The organism is Leptospira sanjuanensis (assembly GCF_022267325.1).
GTDB lineage: Bacteria > Spirochaetota > Leptospiria > Leptospirales > Leptospiraceae > Leptospira > Leptospira sanjuanensis.
In genome coordinates this window covers 1,343,714-1,367,303 of the sequence record NZ_JAIZBG010000001.1, presented here as the reverse complement: position 1 = coordinate 1,367,303, position 23,590 = coordinate 1,343,714, and the positions used below count along the sequence as shown (strand labels likewise).

Here is a 23,590-nt window from a genome sequence, read left to right as displayed (position 1 = left end):
GTTCGGGGCGTAAGCGCTTCTTCCGTTTCTTTCCGAAAACGATTCAAATCTGGATTAAAAATCAGCATGAATAATGCTTGCAAATACATGAAAATTCGTTTTAAATATAAAACGGTAAACGAGAACAATAAATGGCCAATCTGCAAGTGCGCGATATAGACGACAAACTTTACGAATCGTTGAGACGACGGGCGGAAATGGAACACCGATCGATCAGCCAGGAAGTGGTGATGATTATACAAAAACATCTTCAACGCGATCAACTAGAAACGGAATTACAAACGTTAGAATTTCTGAAACTTTCAAACTCATGGCTTGATAAACGGGAAGCAAAAGAAATCGTCAAAGATTTGCGCTCCTCGCGATCCAAAAACAAGCGGGAGAAAATCATTCATGAGCTATTTGATTGATACCGACATCATCATTTACAGCTTGAAAGAACATGAAAAGGTTCATCGGAATTTTTTAGATAAAAAGAACGTTTCTAAATCGATTTCCGTAATCACATACGGTGAACTGGTCTATGGCGCCAAAAAATCCCAAAGTAGGGAAAAAAACCTGGCGACGGTTTACCGGATCGGCGAATTATTTCCCGTAGTAGAACTTACTCGAGGAATCATAGAAACGTTCGGAGAGCTGAAGGCATTCTTACGGAAAAAAGGAACCGCAATCGATGACTTCGATCTGTTAATTGGATCAACAGCCTTGTATCTGAATTATACGATGGTTACGAACAACGAAAAACATTTTCAAAAAATTCCGGATTTAAGAATCGAAAATTGGGCGAAGTAACTCCGAATTGAAAACTAATATTTTAAAACCGGATCGAAACCTTTCTCGGATCCGTATGAGTTCCTACATTTCTCAAGACTGCCTCTTGTAACGCTCCAAAACCAAACGCAGATAATCCGAATCCGGAAATTTCAAAAGAAGACTGTCCAAAATTCCGATCCCCTCGTCGGACCGACCGACCTCGATCAAGGCCAAACCCTGCAGATACAACATTTCGGGAGAAAAACGGAAACGCCCGCATTGCTCCAAAGAGTTTAGAAAATTCTCATATTCTTTTTTGAAAAAGAGAAGCGCCGCTTTCGCCCTACGCGTAAGATAAGAATCCGGAAGTCGTTCCGAAAAACCTCCGATCTCTTTTTGCACGTTCGAAGATTCCGTGGAGTTCAAAAGAATCAGAAGTTCGAAAGGACCGAGAGTGTAAACGAGATGATTTTCCTTCAAGAGCGCATAACGTTTTTCGAGGGACTCGTCCTGGCTCGCGAGGATATTTTCCTGAAGGGAACCGAGCAGAACCGATCTTCCGTTTTTCCGTTTTTCCCCCTCGAGCCATGCCTTTCTGTATTCGCGGGGACGGATTCTTTTTAAAACGAAATAGTTCTCCAGATAACCGTGACGGGAAGAATATGCCTTAAAAAAGGATTCCTTTTCTTCGGAACTGAGATGTTCGATCACAGAAAGCACCCTTCGTTCGATGGGGAACACGGTTCTAAATCCGGTGGTTTCGTGTTTGAAAAGAAGCCACGCAAGTCCGAGCAGCCCGGGCTCCTCCCCCGTGACGACGAGATCGTAGATCGTTTCCCGATCTTCCACCTGAAGACCTCCGAATTTCCAGAGCGCGCCGTACTTTTGAAAACGGGACGAACCCTTATCCATTAAAGATTCGGAATATTCAATTTTTCCCATGAGCGCGAGAAGCTGTTTCGCCTCCACTACGAACGGAAGATCCTGGTCGTAAACCTGAGTCAGTGCGAGATATTCGTCCAATTCCTGTTCGTGCAAAAGAAAGGATTCCAAAACCTGAAAAACTTCCGGATCGGCTTGGTGTTCTTCCAGGGCTTTGTCCAAAAGTTCCTCGAAGAAAATTTTCAGCAGATTTTTTTCGCGCTCGGAAAGACCTTCCTCCTCGAACGGAGAAGTCGCGTCGGATTGAAAGCGGAATTCTCCGAGCAAGTCGATTCTCAAACTGGAAAAAGGAGAATGAACCTTGTTGAGAGCGCCGGAAAAATATTCCAAAATTTTGGATTTGAGTCTTAGGATTTCTGGATTGCGCGGAACCGGACCTTCGTTCTTTTTGCGTCTGGGCAAAACGATCTCTGCGATCGGAGTTTCCTCCGGAGTTAATTTTTTTTCCGCGAACGAGGAGAGAGTGATCTCGGGCCACAAATCGTTCGTTTTTTCTTTTTCCAGGATTTGCATGGGAATTTCCTTTTTGCGATTGAATCCTTAGGCCGAAAAGGTAAGTAAAGAAAGAATACGAATGAAAAAATTCGCCCTGACCAGCCTACTCCTCTTCATTTTCGGCAATCTTTACGCAAACGATGATCTCAAATATCTGATCAAATCCTACAGCCTTCAAAAAATACACCGCATTTTTCGGGAGCGTCATCCGGGAACCGAGTCCGAGGTTTACGCCTTGGTCCGCTATCACGAGGAGCATCCGGACGGTAGCCGGGACAAAAAGTTTTCCTATCTCGTTTCCCTTCTCAAAGGGAGAATGGTGTCTTCTCCGGGAAGACAGGATCTTTTGGAAATCCTGAATTCTCCGCTTCCGTCGATTTCGATCGTCACGCGTCTTTCGCTTTGGAAACTCTATGAAGAAGCCGCGCATCGAAAGATTCTCGGCAAGGAAGAATTGATCGGACTTTTGAAGAAGTTTCCGAGAGAAAACGATCCTCTCTCGCAGAACGCGATCTCCGAAATTTTCAAGATTTATTACGAAGCGGGAATGATCCAGGAATGTCTGGATTTCGCGAAAGGATTCACCGACCGCGAGCAGGCGGAAATTTTTTCTCCGATGATTTTGTACCGTTATGCGAAATCGCTCTATAAATCGGGAAACACCGAAAAAGCCGAGTCGATCTTCTATTCGATCTTGGAGGACCCCGCGGTTTTATCTTCGGTGAAAAAATTCATCTTAGAGGATCTGCAAGTCTGGAAAGGAAATTCCTTTTATCTGTCTCTCACTCCCGAACGGGCGGCCTTGTTTCTTCCGCATTTGGACGCCTCCGGAAAAAAACATCTTCTCTCCGCTAAGGATTTGGAAAAGGTTTCCTTTTCCAAGGGAGAAGCCTTCCGAAACACCGCGCGCGCTCTGGTCGCCTACGAACCGGAATCGCTTCCGAACTTCTTTCGCCGCAACTCGGGACTCGCGAGAGCCAATCCGGATTTCACCGCGGCGATGTCGAGAGAGCTGACCAACCAAAGTTTTTCGGGCAAGGCCTTGGATTTGTTAAACGACTCAGGAGCCGAAAAGAACGACGAGGTTTTATACAGCTACGCCAGAGCGTATAAAAAACAGGGAAACAAGGATTTATATTTCAGAAATCTAATAGACTCTCTCGAAAAAAATCCCACGAATTTAATCCGACAAGACGAACTCATCGACCTCCTCACTGGAAATCACGAAAACTTTATGGGAGACGCGTATTGGAAGGACGCGCTTCGGAAAATTCCCGATCTTCCCGTAAAAGGAAGACTCGTCTATTGGTATCTTCGTTTTTTGAAAAAGAACGGAAGAACCGAAGAACTCAACTCATGGCTCAAGTCGTATTACAAACACATTCCGGGGTCGTATTATACACGGGTGATCCGGGAGGAATTTCAGGAGGAAATCTCCGCCTTCCCTCTTCCTTCCAATCCGACTTGGAACCGCGACAACCTTTTCGAATATCTTTCTTTGACCGCGGGGATTCCCGAACTTTCCGGAAAGATCGTAGGAAAGGATTTGGAATTTGCTACGCAGGCAGCCGCGTTTCAATTGAACGTGCGCATCGACAACGCACATTCTAAGATTCGGGGAAACCGTTATCTCCAAACCGCAAAGGAATATCTCGAAGTCGGAGAGATGGCCTACGCTCTTTCTTTGGTGCAAAGATATAAACTCCAACAGGGAATCGGTGAAAACGAAAAAGAGGAAATTCTCGCGGCGCTCGGCGAACAAACCGGGACCGCCTATCTTACAGTCTTTCACACAAGATCGCTCATGAAAAAAGAAAAACTCAGCGACGACGTGATTCTTCTTCCATCCAAACTCGCGGCGAGAATTTATCCGAGACCGCACAGAGGTTTGGTCTCTTCGATTTCCGGAAACGTCGGAATCGACGAGGACATCGTTTACGCGATCATGCGTCAGGAATCTTTTTTTAAAGAGAACGCGGTTTCGGTTTCCAATGCGAGGGGTTTGATGCAGATCATGGGACCCACGGGAAGAGAGCTTGCTAAACGGATGAATCTGGATTCTTACTCTTTGTTCGATCCCGAGGTTTCGATCGAGATGGGAGCGCGGTTTTTGCGTTATCTAGTCGCTTCGAACGGAAATCTTCAGTGGGCTTCGATCGCCTACAACGGCGGTCCGGGAAATCTCCGCAAATGGAAACGGAATCATTACCGCGGGGACTTCAATCATTTCTTGGAAGAACTTCCCGTAAAGGAACCCCGCGACTACTGCAGGATCGTAAGTTCGAACTATTACAACTATCAGAATTTAAGGAAGTATAAGAACCTCTAAAATTCAATTTTTTAGATTGTCTATCTGGCGGAAAGAATAGGATAGGAATCTGAAACGATTTTAAGCGCAATTTTTCAAGCCGCCGATTGGATCTTAAATTCGGCGAAAACAACGAACAACTACTCTAGGAGAGGAACATGGCCGAGGTAGCAATTCTGAAGATCGACGGGAAGGAATACGAACTCCCGATCATCGTAGGCACCGAAAACGAGAAGGCAGTAGACATTTCAAAACTCCGTCAGCAGACGGGATACGTAACCCTGGACAACGGATATTTAAACACGGGAGCCTGCACGAGCGCGGTGACCTTTCTCGACGGAGAACTCGGAATCTTACGTTACAGAGGAATTCCGATCGAACAACTCGCGGAAAATTCGACATTCACCGAAGTAGCCTACCTTTTGATCTACGGAAAACTTCCTTCCGATGCGGAACTCAAACGCTGGAACGATGAACTCACGATGCACACTTTGATCCACGAGGATCTCAAACGTCTTTACAACGGATTTCCGAAAGACGGTCACCCGATGGCGATCATGTCTTCGATGATCGGTTCCCTCTCCACATACTATCAGGATTCGTACGATCCCGAAAACGCGGAACACAGACATATCTCCATGATCCGTCTTCTCGCGAAATTCCCTACGATCGCGGCGTTCGCGTATAAAAAATCGATCGGACAACCTACGATCCATCCTTTGAACAGCCTGGACTACTGCGCGAACTTCATGAACATGATGTTCTCCGTTCCGAGCGAAGAATACAAAGTCGATCCTGAAATCGTAAAAGCCTTGAACCTTCTTTTGATCCTTCATGCGGACCACGAACAAAACTGTTCCACGTCTACGGTGCGTTTGGTGGGTTCCTCGCTTGCAAACCTCTACGGTGCGATCTCCGCGGGAATCTGCGCCCTCTGGGGACCGAGACACGGCGGAGCGAACCAGGAAGTTCTTGAAATGCTGCAGGAGATTCAAGCGAGTGGACTACCCGTGAAAAAGATCGTGGAAAAAGCGAAGGACAAAAACGATTCCTTCCGTCTTTCCGGATTCGGTCACAGGGTTTACAAGAATTTCGATCCTCGCGCAAAGATCATCAAAAAGGCCTGCGACAGCGTGTTAAAACGACTCGGGGTTCAAGATCCTTTATTAGATATCGCTAAAGAACTCGAGGAAGCGGCTCTTCACGATCCTTACTTCGTCGAAAGAAAGTTGTATCCGAACGTGGACTTCTACTCCGGAATCATCTACCGCGCCCTCGGAATTCCGGTGAACATGTTCACCGTGATGTTTGCGATGGGGCGTCTTCCTGGCTGGATCGCTCAGTGGAAAGAAATGATCGAATCGACCGATATGAAAATCGGCCGTCCACGACAGATCTACGTCGGAGCGACCGAAACTTCCTACAAAGACGCCAAGAAAAAAGCCTGAACGCACACAAAACAAACTTCCGGTTCCGCAGATATCAGCTGAACCGGAAGAGCGAACTCTCTCTTCAACGAAAACATCCCTGGATCTTCAGCGGAAATCTTTCCACAGCGGCTTCTCCGTTTAAAAACGGACAATGGCTGAATCTCGTCTCGACAAACAACGAACCCGTTGCGACCGGAATCTATTCGGCGACGGGACTCGTGCGGATCCGCATCATTCAGTTTTTACCCGAGTTTCAAAAGGAAAAAATACGGGAGAATTTGGTCTCCGCGATTCGACGCCGCGCGGCGGTTCGTAAAGAAACGAACGCGTATCGAATTCTGCACGGAGAAAACGATTTTTTTCCCGGAGTAACCGTGGATCGTTTGGCGCAAACTTGGGTGGTGAGAATTTATTCTTCCTCTCTGATGGGTTACGGCCGTTGGCTCGTTTGGAATCTGTACGATCTATGCAAAAATTCTAAATTAGAAGAACCGCAACCGAAACGGATCGTGTTCGATCCTCCCGAAAAAACGGGAGAGGATCAAATCGGTTCAGCCGGAACGACGGTCGGCGTTTTCAATGTCCAGTCCGTCAACGCGGCCCAATCCCATGTCGCATTAGCAAATTCTTCCGGAACGGTAAAACGACGCGAGCCGAGGATTTGGCGCGGAAAAGCGGAAATCGAAAAGACGAAAGCGGACGCCGGACCTAAAAACAACGAAGATCAAAATTGGAAGACCGGCGCCGACGCAAGACGCATCGTGCAACTCCGCATTCGCGAAACGATCCGATTGAAAGAGGTCTCGTTTCCCGTGGAACTTCCCGGACAAAAGGGCGGTATTTTTTTAGATCTCAGAAACCTGCGCCGCTATTTGCTCGAAAAAAGGGAATTGAGTCGCGGCAAACAATGTCTTCATTTATTCTCGCACACCGGTTTAACGTCGATCTGCATGGAGGTTGCAGGAGCCTCTTCCGTCGTATCCGTTGACGGATCTAAGGAAGCTTTGGATTCGTTTCAAAGAGCGTTGAGCAAACGCCGAAGCGAAACTTCGTGCAAACACAGGTTCGTTCAAAAAAATATTTTCCAGGACTTGGAAGAAGTTCTCCGCGGCCAAACCTTCGGTCTGATCGTGATCGATCCGCCGAATCTGACACCGGACGGGAAGTCGAAACCGAACGCGCTGAAATCCTATTCGTATCTTTTCACAAACTGTCTTGCGTCCTTGGAAGAATCGGGGACGATCATCCTCTGTTCCTGTTCGGGAAGAATTCAGTCGAGGGAGCTGGAATCGCTCGCTAAAAACATTCTCAAAACGAAAGGCTGGAGTTTCGAAACGTTCACCAGCTTACGACCGGAAGAGGATCATCCGGTGCGAAAGAACTTTCCCGAAGGAAATTATTTTAAGGTACATATCTATGAAAACTGCAAAAAAAACTGAAAGCCTAGAAGGAACATACACTCTGATCGACTCCGGAGATTTTCGAAAACTAGAACAAATCGGACCTTATACGATCATACGCCCTTCTCCCGTTTCCGCCTGGCCCGCGACCAAACCGCAGCTCTGGAAAAACGTTCACGGAGAATACGTCCGCTCCGACAAAGGCGGAGGCGCCTGGACCTGGAATAAAAAGGTGGAAGAAGAATTCTATGTTCAAATTTTAGAATATTCCATTAAGATAAAATTCACCCCGTTCGGACATCTCGGAATCTTCGCGGAACAGCTTGAAAACTGGAAAAAAATCCAGAAATTATGTTCCCAACTCAAAAAAGAGGAAGAGGTCTTGAATCTCTTCGCGTATTCGGGAATTTCCACCTTGGCCGTGTTAGACGGAGGGGCGTCCGCGTGTCACCTCGATTCCTCCAAAGGAATGGTGGATTGGGCCCGCGACAACGCAAACGCATCCGGTCTCGCGGATAAAAAGGTGCGTTGGATGGTCGAGGACGTATTGAAATTCTTAAAACGAGAAATCAAACGCGGAAAGGATTACCGCGGCTTCATCCTCGACCCGCCCACCTTCGGAAGAGGAGCGAGCGGAGAAGTTTTCAAAATCGAAAAGGATCTTCCCGAGTTGATGGATCTTTTGATGCAACTTTGCGGAGGCAAACCGGACTTTATCGTTCTTACCTGTCATTCCACCGGATTCAGCCCTCTCGCCTTACAAAGGATTTTGGAGGGAAGAATCCGCAACCGGGGCAAGTTCCATCTCGGCGAACTTTCCATTCCGGAAGAAAGCGGAAGACTTTACCCCGCAGGATCGAATTGTATCTATGTATCGGAGAGACTTTCGCTTTGAACGAAGAAAAGGATATTTCGTTTTTGGAGATCACCAGCTTTTCGAACGAGAAGCTGAAAAATATTTCCAACCTTAAGGAAAAGAAACATCGGGAATCTTCCGGTCTTTTTTTTATCGAAGGGTATCGCGAAATTCTACGCGCTTCCAAATCCGGAAAGTTGAAATTCCAAAACGTCCTTTACTCTCCCGAATGTTTTTTAGGAGAAAACGAATATTCTCTTATCCGTTCGATCGGAGCTAAAAATATACGCGTTCCTAAAAAGGTTTTCGAAAAGATTTCGTATCGGGATCGGCCGGACGGACTCGTTGCGACGGCCCAATTTTTCGACACAGGACTCGACGCATTTCAAAAAGAAACCAACGCATTCAAAAATTCGAAACCGATTCTGGTGATCGAAGGGGTGGAAAAACCGGGAAATCTCGGAACGATTCTTCGCACCGCGGAAGGAGCGGGATTTCACACCGTTCTGGTCGCCGATCCTCGGCTGGATCTATTTAATCCGAACGTGATCCGCGCGTCCACCGGAGCCTTGTTCACCCTCGACGTATATCTGGGCGAAACGGAGGCAATTTATAAAATTCTAAAGAAGAATCAATACAGAACGTTAGCCGTAACACCGGAGGCGAAAAAGCTTTATACGAACGCGGATCTCAAAGGGAAAATCGCGCTCGTTTTCGGCTCGGAACAATACGGACTTTCTCCGTATGCAAGAGGCAATTCCGACGAATACCTGTCCCTTCCCATGTTCGGAGAAGCGGATTCCCTCAATCTCGCAATGTCCGCGGGAATCGTAATGTACGAAGTGATCCGTCAGGTCGGCACGAAATGAAACTCACCTATTACGTCAGCGGACACGGATTCGGTCATATCAGCCGATCCATGGAAATCATTTTATATCTGCTCCGCAGCTTTCCGGATTTGGAAATCGATCTCGTCACGGTCCGAGAACAATTCCTAACGACCCTCTCTTTAAGCGAAGAAGATTCTAAAAACGTCGAGCGTCTGCACGTCCGTAAAAAGCAGGTCGACGTGGGAATGATGCAGAAGGACTCCCTTTCGATCGACATACGCGGAACAGAGGCTAGCCTCGAAGAATTCGAATCAAAAAAATCGTATATTCAAATTTCTGAAATCGAATCCTGTTTGGATTTTGAAACCGAATTGATCCTTTCCGATTCCGCCTCTTTGCCGTTTATAGTCGCCGACAAGATCAAGGTTCCTTCTTTATTCGTTGGAAACTTCACTTGGGATTTTATCTACGGCGGCTACGCGAAAGAATCCGTCGTTTTCGAGCAAACTGCCCGCACCCTCTACGAAGAATATTATTATGCGACGTTCGGCCTTCTTCTTCCCTTTGCCTGCCCCGCGGAATCCTTAGCGGAACAAAAACAAATCGGGTTGGTGGGACGCAGACCGCTTTTGAGTAAAAAAGCCGCAAAAGAACGTTTCGAACTTTCCGAAGACCGTATCTATCTTTTGTTTTCCTTCGGCGCGTACGGAGTGGAAACGACGCATTTCGATTGGGACAAACTCGACCCGGAAAAATATAAGATCGTAATTTCGGGAGCCACCGACTTCGATTTAATGCAGATTCCCAAAAAACAAAGAAACGGTATCCTCAAACTTTCCGATCTGCATTATCCGGATCTTTTGGCCGCCTGCGATTATGTGATCACGAAACCGGGTTATGGAATCTTAAGTGAAGCCGTGTATGCAAACACGCCCGTTCTTTATACGGATCGCGGAAATTTTCCGGAAGTTCCCTATCTGCATCGATCCCTCCGGGAGGAAATTCCTTCGGCCTTTCTTTCGAACGAAGATCTGTTTTCGTTCCGGTTTGAAAGAGCGATCGCGGACGCGAAACGCTGGAATGGAAATCCTTCTCCTTTATTTGCACGGGACGGAAGAGAGGACGTAAAACACGCCGTTTCCGTTTTTCTGAAGTTAGTTTAAATTGCGGTTTGCGGACTTTCAAATCTTTGGATCGATTGATCTGCAAAATCTTGACTTATTATAATTTCAATCCGATCGGTTATCTGCGAATCCATCGATTTACAAAACGAGGAAAAACAGTATTTGTCGGGAAATTTTTTGCCAGTTCTTTTAGATTGGATCGTTTTTCGAATTTGTAGATTGTTTTGTTTATGTAAAAATTTTTTAAACTTTTTTTTGAAAAAATTAGGGAGCAGGTTCGACAAGGGTTCCCTATCGTCGCTCGGTAAAACCGCTTCGGGTATGGGCATTTTATTATTACACTCGAATCATGAGATTCGATCTTCTCTTCAGGAAAAAACAAGCAATGTAGTTACGCTCCTCGTCCCTGAATATACTTTGCTTCGTTATCCCGATCAAGAAAGGCGAAACCTTCCGAAAAGAATTCCCATTTTGTTAAAGAGATATTCTAAATTTCTTTCGACGACAAAACGTTTGGGGAAGAAGGCCGGTAAGACATTGTATCAGCCGAGTCCGGGAAAAGCAAAAATGAAAAAGATCAACGTCCGATTGAGCACAGGCAGCTGGGCTTTGTTCGGCACACTCGCCCACGTGCACGGAGTTTCTCGTTGTTTTCTTTTTAATTATCTTCTGTGGTTGGAAACTTCCGGGGTTGGGGATTCTATCGATAATATTATGAACGAAGGAGGTCCTACGTTTCACCAGAACTACAGATATATCCTCGACCTCGATCTTCTAAAAAACAGCATTGTAAGAAGTCTGCAATGCTATCCGCACGATACATTCTTCATGTTAGACTACCGAGATTGGTACGATTCCTAAGTTTCGCCGACAACTGCCCCGTCGAAAACATCCGAACCGACTTCGTTTAACAAAATATCGCGTTTATAATCCGCGAGAGATTTTCTCCACCAGGAAGAAAGCCCGCGCACGTCCGCCGTCCAAAACCACGAGTGAAGTTCCGCCACGGAATCATGGTCCCAAAGAATTCTTTGCAGTTCCTGATTTTTAAACGTTTCCGGTCCTTCCGTTTTCAATTTGTCGCAGAGAGAGCGCAGATAATTTTTTCGGGCGGGAGTTTCTTTTTCGCGTTTGCGCAATCGGGAACGATGAAATCCGTTCAGACGAGGATCAACGATCGAAAGAAAAATCCCGCGCCTGCGGTCTTCTCCTCCCACAGTTTTCCAATACTCGTTTCTGTTTCGCTCCAGAGCTTCGAGAAGTTTACGTTCTCTTTGCTCCGGCGGGTTGTTCAAAAATCCGAACGACAAATTTTGTATCTTTGGAGTAGAGGAAGTCAAGAGAGCCAACGGATACGCGAAAATCCAACCGAGCAATAAAGGTAAAAACCAAAAGAATAAAATCGGATACGTCACGAACATCCAGATTCCGATTCCCAAACCGTAAAACGAAGCGGGAAGAATGGTATATGCCAATGACCTGTTATCGGGTCCCGATGCCGCGTCCCTGTTTTGCGGTCCCCATTCTATTTTACGATTTAAGAATGTAAGAAGAATGAATCTTGTATATTGAACCATATAAACGGGCGCCATCAAAACCGAATGGAGAAACTCCGTCAAAAAAGAGAACGTCCAAGAGAAAAACGAGGCGCCCCATTCTTTTCTTCTAAAAAAAGAGACTTCCAAAAACGAAACGATGCGCGGAAGAAACAGGACAAACAAGGTATAACCTTGCAGCGTATAGGCGACCGGAAGATAAAGGTCGTCGCGAAACGCGATCCAATCCTCGGGCAACAATGCGAGTCTAAAAAAATCCACGTCCTCGATCGTCGTCAAAGAAGAAGACAAAAGCATCAATGCCCACAGCGGAGAACTGAAATAAGAAAAGATCCCGAGTAAAATCTGCAATCGACTGGAAAAGCGGAGTTTACCCCCGAACAAAAACCAAAAATGCTGAAGATTCCCCTGACACCAACGATTGTCCCGTTTGAGCGCCTCCAGCACGTTAGGCGGAGCTTCCTCATACGAACCTTTCAGATCGGAAGCAAACCAAACCCCGTAACCGGCTTTTCGAAACAAGGCCGCTTCGATCGTATCGTGACTCAAGATTTTTCCGCCGATCGCGCTTTCACCGGGAAGTCCGGGCAACCCGCAGTATTTCATAAACGGCTGTAATCGAATGATCGCATTGTGTCCCCAAAACGGTCCCGAACGAAGCTGCCAGAAAAAAGAACCCGCTCCGAAAACCGGATTTCCTACCCAGGCCGCAAACGCGGAAAGTTTTTGGAAGATGGATTTGGCTCCGATCACTTCGGGAACGGTTTGTATGATTCCCGCGTTCGGAATTTTTTCCATGAGGTATATTAGATTTTTCATACATTCTCCCGTGACGATACTGTCGGCGTCCAGGATGATCATGTATTTATATCGTTTGCCCCATCTTCTGCAGAAATCGGCGATGTTGCCGGACTTCTTGTTCAAGTTGACTCTTCTTTTTCGGTAGTAGATTCTCCCTCGGTTGGCCGGTTTTTGACTTAGGTGATAAAAAGCTTTTTCCTCCAGCGCCCAAAGATTCGGATCGGAAGTGTCGGAAAGAATGAAAAAATCCGTTTTCTGTGCGAGTCCGTTCGAGGCGATCTCGTCCATCATCAGTTCTACCCCGGCGAAAATGCGCGTAACATCCTCGCAATGGATGGGCATTACGACGGCCACGGGGGGAATCTCATCCTCTAGAATAGTATAATTTTCTAATATTCGGGAGATCCGCAACGGGTCCCCTCCCCGGATTTTCTGTACGAAACCGATCAACGCGGTCGCCGCCCCGAAGGATATGACGGGAAACAAAAGGCAGAAAAGAATCAGCGTCGCCCATTCGAACGGACTGATCGACTGAAAGGATAAGAACTGAACTTCCAAAAAGACGCCGATGATTACGAAAAAGAACAACAGTCCCCCGAAACTCAAACGGCGATAACTCTGTGTTTTGGAATCGACAAGCGTTCCCGGTTTTTCTTTTTCGGAGGAATTCAACTTAAAAGTCCGTAGAGTAAGGATGTATATACGATTCCCCAGAAGAGAACGGAAAAAATCACCGCGACAGGTTCCAATTTTTCCTTCGGTTCCGCCAAATCACCTAATGGCCCGAAGTCGACCGGGTTCGGAATCATACTCGACGGTTCGATGGCGGGTAAACCGGCTTCGTTCTTTTTTTCGGAACGAACCGATCCGGATTTCAGAAAGAGTTTCATTGCTTCTTCCTCCCAACCGAACTCGTTCGCTGCGGAACTTGAAAGGGATTTCGTTTCGACCGAACGTAAAAATCGGGTAAGAATTTCGTGCAATTCGATCGGGTCGGTGATTCCGGAAGCGAGACAGTACAGTTTCACTTTGGAATAAACCCGAGCCAGTTCTTCCTTTCGGATTCCGGAACGACTGTCGTGATCAGATCGAGGATTCAAGAGTGAACGTCCAAATCTCGCTCAGGTCTTCCTGATTTTTTTTCAATACGGCGCGCAGTTCCGCGGCTTTGTATCTGTTTTTTTGGACCACGCGGAAAGTAAGTCTCCATACGCCGGTCTCTTCAATTTTTTGAATATTATAATCCGTTAATTCCGCGTTATCTCCCGTGTCGATCGACGCCTGCAGATAAGTGAACGCATCCATTGCTTTGAGCTTTTCGCCTGCAAAGTCCACATAAAACACGCGCATATCGGATTCTCCCGGAACCGGAGCGATCCTTGTGGAAACGGTTTTTGCAAGTTCCTCCGGAAGAGGATCCTCGTTTAACCAGCGTATGGTGTAGCTGAATTCGTAAGGTTGTAAGGGTGCGGGGGAATTCGCGGGCACCCAAAACGCCCCGATGTTATCGTCCGAGTCCTTTACCGTGGGAATTTGCAGAAGTTGTATGCTTCCCTTTCCCCAATTTCCTTCCGGTTCCACCCAAGCGGATGGTCTCAGATGATACTTCATCGAGTTGTCTTGATAACTCGCAAAATTTCGATCCCTCTGCATTAAACCGAAGGCTCTCGGATTCTCATCCTGAAACGAGTTGAGCGTGACTCGTTTCGGATTATCAAGAGGTCTCCAAACCCAATCCCCTTTTCCGCTTTCGATCATGAGTCCGTCCGAATCGTGAGACTCAGGATAGGCTTGCCCTTCCGGAATCCCGCGGGTTTCGGAATACCAATACATCGATGTCAAAGGCGCGATTCCGAATCGATCCACTTTGGTTCGAAGAATAACCTCCGCGTTCACGTGTACGGAAGAAACCTTCCCCGGAGAAATTTGAAATTCATAGGCTCCGGTCGCGGTTCTGCCGTCTAACAATGCATAAACGAAAATCGTAGAATCGGTTTTGTCGGGATGAACGATCCAAAAATGAGTGAAACCCGGAAAGTCCTCGGGATATGGCATTCCCGTATTGATCGCGATTCCGCGCGCCGACAATCCGTAGACCTGTTTCTTGGAAACCATCCTATAATAGCTCGCGCCTTGAAACACGGTGAACTCGTCCGTGTGCTCGGGGGTATTCAACGGATAATGAATCTTAAATCCGGAATAACCTAGATTCTCCGGTATTTTTCCCTGCACCTTCAAATTGGAAAGATCGAAATACGTTTCGTCGTACGGAATCTGTCTCGCGTAATCGGAGCGAACTTCGTGAAGGGTCACGTTCGTATTGTATAAATGTCCCGGATGAAAGAATTGGATCTGAAACGGATTTCCTTCCTTTTTCCAAAGAGAGGATTCGGGTCGAAAGCGGATGTTCTTATACTGATCCCAACTCAGTCCTTTTAAAAATTGTGTGGAAACGAATTGCGGTTTCACATAACGTCCATGCGCCATGCTTCTCGCTTTCTTTTTCAAATCCTCGAAAGAGAATCTGGTCACGGGGATTTTGATCCCGGATACCGGGTCGAGGATTACGGTTTCTTCGGTTTCGGGAAATTTAAAGTCGATCTCCGATTCTTTCTTTTGCTGTCTGTTTGCGACGGCAAAGAGAAGTATCGTAGCGAAAAATGCGAGTGCTATGTGTATTCTTAACATTGTATTCTTTCCAGATCGAAAGCCGCCCTCTTTCGAGAGCGCTTCTTAGAAAATTCTTCAATGAGAAGATTCTTTCTTTTGAATCAAAGAGAAACGATTCGAAATTCTTCCCTGAATCGCCTAATTGCAATTAGGACCGTTTCAGGGAAGTTTCCGTTCGTCGTTTCGAAGGGATTATTTCGGAACTACCTTCACGAAATAATTTTTGTTTCCTTCAAAGTCCTTTAAGATTCCTTCCGAGAGATCGGAACCGGTCAACTTGGAGTGTTCGGAAATCAAGTTCTTGATAATCTCGTAGTCTCCGTTTTCCAGATCCACGGTCTTTACGTATTCCTTATTGAGAAGAGGTTGGATGTCCCATCCCTTTTGGAAGAAATACGCGGTTCCTCCGGTCATACCGGCTCCCATGTTCTTGCCTACGCTTCCGAGACAAACGATGGTTCCGCTGGTCATGTATTCGAGGAAGTGATCTCCTGCGCCCCCGACCACCGCTTCCGCTCCCGAGTTACGGACTCCGAAACGTTCTCCTGCTCTTCCGGAACAGAAAAGTTTTCCGGAGGTCGCTCCGTAAAGACATGTGTTTCCGATGATCGTATTCTCATACGCCTTGAGTTTCGACTTGCGATGTTTTTTGATCACAATCACACCGCCGCAAAGTCCTTTTCCAACGTAGTCGTTCGCATCTCCGTGTAAGGTGACCTGAACTCCTTTGACGAGCCAAGCTCCCAACGATTGTCCTGCGGTTCCTTCCAAAATGATTTCGAGTTTACCCGGCAATCCTTTCGATCCGTATTTTCTCGCGATGAGACCCGAGATCTTCGCTCCCACGGTCCGGTTCGTGTTGCGCACCAAGTAGGAAAGCGCCATGGAAGATTTTCCTTCAAGGGCTTTTTCCGCGTCCTTGATGATACGATCGTCCAATACTTCTCCGATCGGCTCCTTGCGGACCGATCTGTCTTTTTTCTGTTTCGTAGGATCGTAGAAAAGAGGAAGACGAACCAGGATCGGATTGAGATCGAGAGAATCCAAACGATCCCTTTCGTAACGTGTGATCTGCTTGAGAAGATCGGTTCTTCCAATGATTTCGTCGATCGATCTGAATCCGAGTTCCGCAAGATATTCTCTCACTTCGAGAGCGAGACAAGTGAAAAGATTTACGAGTTGATCCGGAGATCCTTTGTATTTCGCGCGGAACTTGATGTCCTGAGTCGCGATTCCGGTCGGACAGTTGTTCAAGTGGCATTTTCTCGCCATGATACAACCTAAAGCTACCAGAGAAGCGGTTCCCACTCCGTATTCTTCCGCACCCAAACAAGCCGCGATGATCACGTCCCTTCCGGATACGATACCGCCGTCCGTTCTTAACACGACGCGGTCGCGCAGTCCGTTCATTACTAAAACTTGATGTGTTTCGGAAAGACCAAGCTCCCAGGGAGAACCCGCATACTTGATCGAAGTGATCGGAGCCGCGCCGGTTCCGCCCACGTGACCGGAAATGAGAATCACATCCGCGTTCGCTTTTGCAACACCGGCCGCGATCGTTCCCACGCCCGCTTCGGACACGAGTTTCACGGAAACTTGAGCCTTGTGGTTCGCCATCTTCAAATCGTAGATGAGCTGCGACAAATCTTCGATCGAATAAATATCGTGGTGAGGCGGAGGAGAAATCAAATCGATCCCCATCGGCGTATGACGGTTGGTCGCGATCTCCTCGTTGTTCTTCTTACCGGGAAGCTGACCGCCTTCTCCCGGTTTTGCACCTTGTGCGATTTTGATTTCGATTTCGGTCGCGGAGTTTAAATACTCCGAAGTCACGCCGAATCTTCCGGAAGCGATCTGCTTGATGGAAGAATTCGCGAGATCCCCTTTTTCGTTCACGACGTAACGGGAAGGATTCTCCCCGCCTTCCCCGGAAGAAGACTTAGCGCCTAAGCGGTTCATGGCGATCGCGAGATCCGTATGCGCCTCGATGGACAGCGCACCGTGAGACATTCCAGGCGTTAAAAAACGTTTTTGAATTTCGGTGACGGTTTCCACTTCTTCGATCGGGATCGGCTTTCTGGCTACGAAGTCGAACAAGTCGCGGATGTTGATCGGATCGCTTTCCTTGAGAATCTTAGTCGCTTCTTTGAACGCTTCGTAGTCGTTGTCGACCGCCGCCTTTCTTAAGAATTTAACGACTCTCGGAGACCAACGGTGAGGTTGATCGTCCTTCTCGGAGATGAAGTCTTCCGGATTGAGTTCTTTGTAGAATGCCTGTTCGTGATTTCGGAGAATGTTCTGTTCGATCCCGCCGATTCCGATTCCGGAAATACGCGAATACGTTCCGGGGAAATACTTGGACACGAGAGTTCTCGAAAGTCCGATCGCCTCGAACACCTGTCCTCCCACGTAAGAGGAAAGAATCGAGATTCCCATTTTGGACATGATCTTGAGAAGTCCGTCGTCCACACCGTAGCGGTAGTTTCCGCAGATCGTGTGGAATGCCGGACGGGTTCCGTCTTCCGCGTCGAATTCTCCCTTTTCCCAAAGATCGAATAACGTGTCCCAGATCAGATAGCTGTTTACGCCGGAAGCTCCGTAACCGAGCAACACGGCCACATTATGAATTTCGAATGCGGAACCGGTTTCCACAAGAATCGAAACGGCGGAGCGCGTCTTATTGCGGATCAAATGGTTGTGAACCGCCGCGACCGCGAGTTCCATAGGAATCGGAGCGCGTTCTTTCGAAAGTTTTTTATCGGAAAGAACGAGAATGTTCGTTCCCGATTTCGCCGCCTGTAACGCTTGTTCGAGAAGAGCGTCGAGGGCTTTTTCGAGATAGTTCCGATTCGTGTTCGCTTCCGCTTCGATATGAGCTTCGAAGGTTGCGTCTAACGTGAGAATTTTATACGGTTTTCCGTCCATCTCGCGGATCCGTTTCAGATCCAGATTGGTGAGATACGGATGGGAAAGAACCAGACAGTTCTGCGGTTTATCGTCTCCGAACAGGTTCATCTTTTTGACAAGACGAGTGTAAAGAGAGGTCACGCCCTTTTCACGGATGTAGTCGATCGGAGGATTGGTTACCTGCGCGAATCTCTGACGGAAATAGGTGTAAAGACCGATGCGCGAAAGCATCAGAATCGACAGAGGAGTATCGTCCCCCATGGAGCTGATCGCTTCTTTTCCCTGATGCGCCTGCGGTTTGATCACCGACTTTTGTTTAAACGGAGAATAAGCGAAAAGAACCTGTCTTCTTCTGAGATCGTCTCCTTTGTAGGTGATCGTCTCCTGTATCGACGCGTCGAGATCCTGGTTGAGATACGAAACGTTCTCTTTGGACCATTCTCTATAGTCGTATTTCTTTTCGAAGAGAGAATTGATGTCCTCGTTGTAGTAGAGCTTTTTCTCTTTTAAATTGATCCCGATCATCTCTCCGGGACCGAGACGTCCTTTTTTGGTTACGATCTCTTCGTCGACTTGAACGAGTCCGGCTTCCGATCCCATGATCAAAAGACCGTCTTCGGTGACCGCGTAACGGGCCGGACGAAGTCCGTTTCTGTCGAGCGCGCCGCCGATCCAGTCGCCTTCCGCAAACGCAAGCGCCGCGGGACCGTCCCAAGGCTCTATTAAAGTATTATTATATTCGTAAAAGCTTTTCAACTCTTCCGACATCGTAAGGTTTTTGGACCACGCGTTCGGAACGAGCATCGCCTTCGCCTGAAGAACGTCCTTTCCGGAACGGACGATCGCTTCCATCGCGTTGTCCAAACTCGCGGAGTCGCTCATGTGAGGACGGATGATCGGATGGATTTCCTTTTGATATTCTCCCCATTTTTTGCACTCGAGTTCCTCTTCGCGTGCGAGCATCCAGATTCTGTTTCCGGCGATCGTGTTGATCTCTCCGTTGTGCGCGAGAATCCGAAAGGGCTGCGCGAGCGCCCAAGATGGGAACGTGTTGGTGGAATATCTTTGGTGAAAGATACAATACGGAGAAACCATTTCTTCCGAGTTCAAGTCTTCGTAGAACTGGGAAACCTGGTTTCCGTTGAAGAGTCCTTTGAACACGATTCTTTCCGAGGAAAGGGAACAGATGTAAAGATCTCCCGCAAGCGAAAGACGATCCGCGTCTCTCATCAGTTTTTTCTGGATTAAGAATAACTTCGTTTCGAAGTCCTCGTTGGACATTCCTTCCGGTTTACCGATCAGAACCTGTTCGATTTGAGGTCTGGATTGGTTCGCCTTCGGCCCGAGAACTTCCGGATTTACCGGAACGTATCTCCATGCATAAAGTTTAAAATTGAATTCCATGAGCGCGGACTCGACGAGACTGCGACACATGTCCTGTTTATCGATGTCTTCTCTCGGAAGAAAGATCATTCCGACACCGATGGAATCCTCGTCCGGTCTGCGGTGACCCATTTCTTCGATGTAGGTTGCAAACAGCTTCTTAGGAATTTGAATCATGATACCGGCTCCGTCTCCGGTAACCATATCTGCGTCGACCGCCCCCCTATGCGTCAGGCATGCGACCGCCTTGAGTCCCATAGAGACGATTCTGTGACTGTTTTCTCCCTGAAAGGAAGCAACAAATCCCACTCCGCAGTTATCATGTTCAAACGATCTTTCATACAGACCGTTCTCCTCAAGATACTTTTGAAGCTGCAACTGTTCTCTTACATCATTCATCATTTGCCGAGATCCCTCATGATACAAATTCCCTGGTTAACAACGACGTCGGGCGCGCCTATGGCTGAAATTTCAGCAAAATTCCCCAGCTATTATCCAGTAAATTGAGAGTTGCGTAAATTGAAAACATTCTTTTAAAAGGCAGGATTGAAATAAGAAACGCAGATTTCCGCTTATCAAATTCTCGTTCTTCCCTTCCTCTCGTTCGTTCAAGTATAACACGGCCTCCTGCTTCGATCCATTCGGTTTCAAGAACGCGTTCTTCGCAAAACGACATCCTCATCTAAAAAAAGATCTCTTCGAGTTAGACTGTTTCGAAGGCAAGTGAGTCGTTTATCTTCGTCGCCTTTTGCTCGAAGTTTAAGCAGGAAAACGTTCGTAAACGAGGTTAGAGTTTTTGTGCGACTGGAAGAAAAAGATCTCCGAGTTTTTTTCTCTGATTCGCGTCCGGGATCCTCAGAAAAAGCTGATCCAATTTTTGACGCAGAGAAGTCGTGTCAGGATATTCTTCGAAAATTTTCAGGATATGAGGCCAGGCTTTTTTCACGAGTTCTTCCATTCCCGGTCCCGCGTTTTTGGAAGAGACAAAGGCTCTTTCCAATCCGGCGCGCAGGTCCGCGAACGTTCGAGTCAAATCGAGAATCTTTCGAACCCTCGTATCCTTCAATCCAATGCGGGAAGAAATCGGTGCGATCACGGAATCCCAATCCACGGGTTCGTTTTTCATTTCCTTCAACACAAACGAATGAAGTTGGATGAGAGCGCTGAGTTCGGGAGGAAGAGTCATCACCCAGCGTTTGTAAGCGTCGGGTTGTCCTTCCTTTTGAAACTGACGCACACGGTTTACGCTTTCCATATATTTGGAAAACGGAATGATCACGGGCGGTTCGGAAGGAACGATCGGTTCCTCTTCGACAAACGACGGTTCGTCGAATCCGCCGAACTGAAGATCCTCCACTTCGGTTAACAAATCTTCGTTGCCGCCGACCGCGACCGGATTCGGGACTTCGTCTTCTTCCAATTCTTCGCGTTTTAATACGAGTGCGTTGCCGGAAAAATCGGAGCCGAATCGTTCCACGAGTTCCGTGAGAATCAACTTCTCCGGAGGTTTTTTCAATGGCACGGGCGGCGGAGCGGGCTTACGGACGGCGGCGCTTCCTTCTTCTCCCGGCTTAGGAGCTTCGCCAAAAGAAGAGATCGAAGGTTCCAAATCCTTACCGGTAGCATCGTCGCGAAGCACGACGTAACCTTCCATTCCGATGAACCGTTTTCCGGGAGGAACCAGCGTGCCGAATGTTTCCACGATTTCTTCGGAGATGCGCGCGTATTTTTTTCTTCTCGGTTTGCCTGCGTTTGACTTTTCCTGCTCGATGAGTTTATTCTTGATCCCCGCGTGCGTGTTCATGAAGTTTTTGGTCATGAACGCGGAAAGATCGTTCTGCGACATTCCGAGATATTCGGCGAACTTGGGAAGATGATCGAAGAATTGTTCCGTTTTTTGAATATTGGTTACGATGTAGGAACGCATCTTTTGTTTGAGCGCTTCCTGATCGGTGGGGGAAATTTTTTTACCGGAGATCAATCCGTTGAAGAGCTGGATGTGAGTATGAAAATAACTTAAAAATTCTCCATAGGCGGTAAGTTCAAATTCGCCGTGGGAATTCTGCTCTATGATCTTTTTATCGTTTCCTGACATACGATTCTAAATTTCCGGAGCCTTGGACTTTTTCCATTCTTAGATCGAATCGAATCATACGAACCGTCTAAAGGCTTGGTCTTTGGCAAACCTTCGCCAGTTTTCCCTTCGTTTTCAGGAATTCAAGACATTTCGAACGACCGGGACGACCGATTCACTGGGAAACAAAATCGTTCCATGAAAGAAAATATGCCCATTCTTTCGATCCGGAAATTCCGTGGAAAGCGCTCGTATCGTGGAAAGCGCTCGTATCGTGGAAAACGGGAAATTCGGGAAGAATAGAACGGCGTGTTCCGATTTTAACCCACAGACTTTAATTCCAGCTCGAATCGATTCAGAAATTCGAAATAGTTCTCCTCGGAAAACAGGAATTCTTCCGAATCGGAAAACCAACGCACCGTATTTCCGATCCGTGAAAGATCGGAATCCGTTAAATCGGAATCGTCCAGACCGAATCGTTTCCAACGAATAAACTCCTCCGTTCTTTCGATTTCCACTACGATCAACGTGCAAAAAAAATCGCAATCGTCCGGGCACATCAGTATGGGCGCAACGGCGCTTTCTCCGACTTCGGGAAGAATTCTTTCCCAGACGATTTTTCTTTCTCCCTCATCGTAAAGCCAATCCAACAGAGTCGGGACCAAACCGATCCAATCTCGATTCGGAAATTTTCGATTTATATACGAAGTCAAAATTTCTCCGTCGATCCGAATATCGAGATGATCCCCCGCGGAATAGAAAGAACGATCGTAAACCGCTTCGATTCGATTCATTGAAAGTACTGCGGGTTCTGCAAGAATCAATATCCCGCTTTCAGTTGACGGCAATAATAACGGATCGGGTCGTCTTCGGAATTTTCTCGAAAAAGTCCGATCGACGCAAGTTCCGGTTTTTTGGAATCGGTTTGTATTTCCAAAACGAAACGAAGAGGAAATTCGGAGGTTTCGACGCGGACCAGATGTTTTTCCCCCTTTCTTTCGTACGTAGCTGGAAGCGCGATCTTTGTATCGAAGTTATATTCAGGATCCTTTATGTTCTTTTCCTCGCCCTGATACAATGTGACGAACGGATTCCGATACGAATCGTTCTTCGGGTAGGCGTAGAATTCGATCACACAAACGTCGCGAGAGGAACAACGGGGTTTTTCCATTCTACACTTGAACAACAATTCTCCGTATTTGAGTTCCGCGGACCAGAGTCCTGTAGAATAGGACAGAAGACCTAAAAGAATCAGAACGTTTCTCGAAACCGGTTCGGAACTTTGAAACCGGCTTTTTTTTACGAAACGAAATACGAATTTGAAACAGTTCGTTAGAACTCCGCCCAAGGATGTCATTGTTTTCTCCGTGTTCCTGCAACAACGGGTCGCTCCGTCGTTTGCACGCAAAAGAATTTCAATCCGTTACTCGATGGATACGATTGCGCAAGAATTTATTTCGAAGGTCTGCACTTCGCTTAACGATGGATTGCAAAGAAGTCGTCCGCGTTCGTTCCTGCGGAGCCCGCTGATGAAGAAAAAGCGCGCGGGTCATTTTTAAGGAATCGCGGCGCAGTGGCACTTTCATCAAAGTCCGCGTAAACAATCAACGAACAGGCATCGAACGGTCTCACTGGTTGGTTTGAATGGTCGATTTTCGGTCCGTCTTCAGGGATTCAAGGATTGAACACGAATGTCCGCGTCGATCGGCTTACTGAATTCTCTCCTTAATCAAACCCTCTCCCGATTTTAAGGAAAGAATTCGATAACGCAGGAACGTATTGCAGGTCGCCTCTTCGGTATAACGGACCAAATCGTAATCCGGCCTCGGAGAGCGAAAAAAATTCGAATGTAGAAGACGTTCGGAAACTTCTTTCTGAATGTGCGCCCTCGCCTCGGTTCTTCGGAAATACTCCGAAGGAATGATAACGTCGTTTTTATAAGACAGAATATTTCCCCGGTAGATCGCGACCGTAACACGGATCCGATACGTTTCGGCGGGTTTCAAAGAAGGAAAATCCATAAGCAATTTATTTCCAGAGATGTGTATGTACTATCGGAAA

At 47.2% G+C, this 23,590-nt stretch carries 17 protein-coding genes and 2 pseudogenes; 10 read left to right on the top strand and 9 right to left on the bottom strand.

Annotated features, from left to right (window positions below):
• Window positions 1–131: 131 nt before the first annotated feature.
• The gene (locus LFX25_RS06190; RefSeq protein WP_238729453.1) at window positions 132–410 is read left to right on the top strand and encodes a FitA-like ribbon-helix-helix domain-containing protein; all 279 of its coding nucleotides are present in this window, start codon (window positions 132–134) and stop codon (window positions 408–410) included.
• Entirely contained in the window at window positions 394–792 is a 399-nt protein-coding gene (locus LFX25_RS06185; protein WP_238729452.1) for a type II toxin-antitoxin system VapC family toxin, read from the top strand. Before LFX25_RS06190 ends, LFX25_RS06185 begins: the two co-directional genes overlap by 17 nt.
• 72 nt (window positions 793–864) lie before the next feature.
• Here the strand turns inward: LFX25_RS06185 and LFX25_RS06180 are convergent, their stop codons facing one another.
• Window positions 865–2,208 carry a tetratricopeptide repeat protein gene (locus tag LFX25_RS06180; RefSeq protein WP_238729451.1) on the bottom strand — a complete coding sequence of 448 codons (1,344 nt, stop codon included), beginning with the start codon at window positions 2,206–2,208 and terminating at the stop codon, window positions 865–867.
• A 61-nt stretch (window positions 2,209–2,269) separates the two neighbouring features.
• Between LFX25_RS06180 and LFX25_RS06175 the strand changes: the two genes are divergently transcribed.
• The 8 genes and pseudogenes from LFX25_RS06175 to LFX25_RS06145 all read left to right on the top strand — a co-directional run bounded on the left by LFX25_RS06175 (window position 2,270) and on the right by LFX25_RS06145 (window position 10,999).
• Entirely contained in the window at window positions 2,270–4,519 is a 2,250-nt protein-coding gene (locus LFX25_RS06175) for a lytic transglycosylase domain-containing protein (protein ID WP_238729450.1), read from the top strand.
• A 137-nt stretch (window positions 4,520–4,656) separates the two neighbouring features.
• Window positions 4,657–5,946: a citrate synthase gene (locus tag LFX25_RS06170; protein WP_238729449.1), complete on the top strand. Its 1,290-nt coding sequence runs from the start codon at window positions 4,657–4,659 to the stop codon at window positions 5,944–5,946.
• A gap of 38 nt (window positions 5,947–5,984) precedes the next feature.
• Window positions 5,985–6,471, top strand: a pseudogene (locus LFX25_RS20930) (SAM-dependent methyltransferase); the annotation flags it as partial.
• Window positions 6,472–6,695: 224 nt separating this feature from the next.
• Window positions 6,696–7,367: pseudogene (locus tag LFX25_RS20925) on the top strand (class I SAM-dependent methyltransferase); the annotation flags it as partial.
• Window positions 7,345–8,223 carry a class I SAM-dependent methyltransferase gene (locus LFX25_RS06160; RefSeq protein ID WP_238729448.1) on the top strand — a complete coding sequence of 293 codons (879 nt, stop codon included), beginning with the start codon at window positions 7,345–7,347 and terminating at the stop codon, window positions 8,221–8,223. The pseudogene LFX25_RS20925 and the gene LFX25_RS06160, both read left to right, overlap by 23 nt.
• Window positions 8,190–9,053, top strand: coding sequence for a TrmH family RNA methyltransferase (locus LFX25_RS06155; RefSeq protein ID WP_238729447.1), 864 nt, complete (start codon window positions 8,190–8,192; stop codon window positions 9,051–9,053). The genes LFX25_RS06160 and LFX25_RS06155 overlap by 34 nt, the downstream gene beginning before the upstream one ends.
• Window positions 9,050–10,177 (top strand): glycosyltransferase family protein, encoded by a 1,128-nt coding sequence (locus LFX25_RS06150; protein ID WP_238729446.1) that lies wholly within the window; start codon window positions 9,050–9,052, stop codon window positions 10,175–10,177. The genes LFX25_RS06155 and LFX25_RS06150 overlap by 4 nt, the downstream gene beginning before the upstream one ends.
• A gap of 282 nt (window positions 10,178–10,459) precedes the next feature.
• Complete coding sequence (locus LFX25_RS06145) at window positions 10,460–10,999, top strand: DUF1564 domain-containing protein (protein ID WP_238729445.1); 540 nt, start codon at window positions 10,460–10,462, stop codon at window positions 10,997–10,999.
• On the opposite strand, the gene mdoH is transcribed toward LFX25_RS06145, so the two are convergent.
• From mdoH to LFX25_RS06105, 8 genes are all read right to left on the bottom strand, one after another.
• Window positions 10,996–13,167 (bottom strand): glucans biosynthesis glucosyltransferase MdoH, encoded by a 2,172-nt coding sequence (gene mdoH, locus LFX25_RS06140; RefSeq protein WP_238729444.1) that lies wholly within the window; start codon window positions 13,165–13,167, stop codon window positions 10,996–10,998. The two genes, LFX25_RS06145 and mdoH, sit on opposite strands and share 4 nt — an antisense overlap.
• A complete protein-coding gene (locus LFX25_RS06135; RefSeq protein ID WP_238729443.1) occupies window positions 13,164–13,595 on the bottom strand; it encodes a hypothetical protein in 432 nt (143 codons plus the stop codon). The genes mdoH and LFX25_RS06135 overlap by 4 nt, the downstream gene beginning before the upstream one ends.
• Window positions 13,579–15,183 carry a glucan biosynthesis protein gene (locus LFX25_RS06130; protein WP_238729442.1) on the bottom strand — a complete coding sequence of 535 codons (1,605 nt, stop codon included), beginning with the start codon at window positions 15,181–15,183 and terminating at the stop codon, window positions 13,579–13,581. Before LFX25_RS06130 ends, LFX25_RS06135 begins: the two co-directional genes overlap by 17 nt.
• 174 nt (window positions 15,184–15,357) lie before the next feature.
• Window positions 15,358–19,854: a glutamate synthase large subunit gene (gltB, locus tag LFX25_RS06125; protein ID WP_238731518.1), complete on the bottom strand. Its 4,497-nt coding sequence runs from the start codon at window positions 19,852–19,854 to the stop codon at window positions 15,358–15,360.
• Window positions 19,855–20,242: 388 nt separating this feature from the next.
• Window positions 20,243–21,550, bottom strand: a complete 1,308-nt coding sequence (locus LFX25_RS06120; RefSeq protein WP_238729441.1) for a hypothetical protein — start codon at window positions 21,548–21,550, stop codon at window positions 20,243–20,245.
• A 299-nt stretch (window positions 21,551–21,849) separates the two neighbouring features.
• Window positions 21,850–22,323 carry a hypothetical protein gene (locus tag LFX25_RS06115; RefSeq protein ID WP_238729440.1) on the bottom strand — a complete coding sequence of 158 codons (474 nt, stop codon included), beginning with the start codon at window positions 22,321–22,323 and terminating at the stop codon, window positions 21,850–21,852.
• A 26-nt stretch (window positions 22,324–22,349) separates the two neighbouring features.
• Window positions 22,350–22,886, bottom strand: coding sequence for a hypothetical protein (locus LFX25_RS06110; RefSeq protein WP_238729439.1), 537 nt, complete (start codon window positions 22,884–22,886; stop codon window positions 22,350–22,352).
• Between the two features lie 352 nt (window positions 22,887–23,238).
• A complete protein-coding gene (locus tag LFX25_RS06105; protein ID WP_238731517.1) occupies window positions 23,239–23,475 on the bottom strand; it encodes a hypothetical protein in 237 nt (78 codons plus the stop codon).
• Between the last annotated feature and the right edge of the window lie 115 nt (window positions 23,476–23,590).

Coding starts and splice junctions, on each gene's coding strand:
- LFX25_RS06180 (WP_238729451.1), bottom strand. CDS start 2,208: ATGCAAATCCTGGAAAAAGAAAAAACGAACGATTTGTGGCCCGAGATC.
- LFX25_RS06110 (WP_238729439.1), bottom strand. CDS start 22,886: ATGACATCCTTGGGCGGAGTTCTAACGAACTGTTTCAAATTCGTATTT.
- LFX25_RS06130 (WP_238729442.1), bottom strand. CDS start 15,183: ATGTTAAGAATACACATAGCACTCGCATTTTTCGCTACGATACTTCTC.
- LFX25_RS06190 (WP_238729453.1), top strand. CDS start 132: ATGGCCAATCTGCAAGTGCGCGATATAGACGACAAACTTTACGAATCG.
- gltB (WP_238731518.1), bottom strand. CDS start 19,854: ATGAATGATGTAAGAGAACAGTTGCAGCTTCAAAAGTATCTTGAGGAG.
- LFX25_RS06150 (WP_238729446.1), top strand. CDS start 9,050: ATGAAACTCACCTATTACGTCAGCGGACACGGATTCGGTCATATCAGC.
- LFX25_RS06145 (WP_238729445.1), top strand. CDS start 10,460: ATGGGCATTTTATTATTACACTCGAATCATGAGATTCGATCTTCTCTT.
- LFX25_RS06115 (WP_238729440.1), bottom strand. CDS start 22,323: ATGAATCGAATCGAAGCGGTTTACGATCGTTCTTTCTATTCCGCGGGG.
- LFX25_RS06175 (WP_238729450.1), top strand. CDS start 2,270: ATGAAAAAATTCGCCCTGACCAGCCTACTCCTCTTCATTTTCGGCAAT.
- LFX25_RS06120 (WP_238729441.1), bottom strand. CDS start 21,550: ATGTCAGGAAACGATAAAAAGATCATAGAGCAGAATTCCCACGGCGAA.
- LFX25_RS06185 (WP_238729452.1), top strand. CDS start 394: ATGAGCTATTTGATTGATACCGACATCATCATTTACAGCTTGAAAGAA.
- LFX25_RS06160 (WP_238729448.1), top strand. CDS start 7,345: ATGAAAACTGCAAAAAAAACTGAAAGCCTAGAAGGAACATACACTCTG.
- LFX25_RS06170 (WP_238729449.1), top strand. CDS start 4,657: ATGGCCGAGGTAGCAATTCTGAAGATCGACGGGAAGGAATACGAACTC.